This is a genomic window from Peptoniphilus sp. BV3C26 (genome assembly GCF_000478985.1).
Lineage (GTDB): Bacteria > Bacillota > Clostridia > Tissierellales > Peptoniphilaceae > Peptoniphilus_B > Peptoniphilus_B koenoeneniae.
This window is the reverse complement of record NZ_AWXB01000035.1, coordinates 1-607: the sequence shown is the minus strand read 5'-3', so window position 1 is coordinate 607 and position 607 is coordinate 1. Positions and strand designations below refer to the sequence as shown.

Sequence of the window (607 nt, the reverse complement as noted above, 5' to 3'; positions counted from 1 at the left end):
CTGGTAGTCCTACCAGTCCTGCGAGTGTGAAACCTATCATCTGCCTTTTGGTTAAGTTAAAAGCTACCTTTGTTTTTACCTTCTTTAGGTCTTTTGGGATTGGTACATACGCCATAACTTACCTCCCATCTTCTTTTTCTTTTGAAAGCTCCGCCATGTGTTCATATACAGAGCCGATTTCTTCCTGAATGCTTTCTATCTGTTTATCTGTATTTTTGTTATATCTTTCCTGCAAAATACAAAAGTCATTATGGCAGCGACCGATGTCTTTTGTTCTTTCTTCCAAGTCATTAATCTTGCTAAAAAGTTTGATTCTATCAATCACCGCTATAACACCTGCTCCGATTACTACTGATGTAAATACTGTTTTTCTTTTGATCATCCTATCCTTCCTTTCTGTTAGTGTGCATTTAATACGCTTTTGGCCAGAGTTCCGCTCTTTAGCATCATTAACCCCAGCAAAACCGCATATCCAAGTATCGTCATGGTACTTGTGTGTATATCTGTTATCTGTATTGTCTTAACTAATACTGCGTATATTCCAAGACAAACCATTAAAAAGAGTCCTTGTAGCCCAAGTGCAAATAGTCCTTTGATATAGTTTGTT

Annotated in this window: 2 protein-coding genes and 1 pseudogene; all 3 read right to left on the bottom strand. The window is 37.4% G+C overall.

Going from position 1 to position 607, the window contains the following annotated elements:
• Window positions 1-115 (bottom strand): PrgI family protein (locus tag HMPREF1253_RS03145; protein ID WP_023055311.1); only part of this gene is annotated, 115 nt, incomplete at its 3' end.
• Between the two features lie 3 nt (window positions 116-118).
• On the bottom strand, window positions 119-382 hold the full coding sequence (locus HMPREF1253_RS03140) for a hypothetical protein (protein WP_000595841.1): 264 nt from the start codon (window positions 380-382) through the stop codon (window positions 119-121).
• A 17-nt stretch (window positions 383-399) separates the two neighbouring features.
• Window positions 400-607: pseudogene (locus tag HMPREF1253_RS03135) on the bottom strand (hypothetical protein); the annotation flags it as partial.

Coding starts and splice junctions, on each gene's coding strand:
- HMPREF1253_RS03140 (WP_000595841.1), bottom strand. CDS start 382: ATGATCAAAAGAAAAACAGTATTTACATCAGTAGTAATCGGAGCAGGT.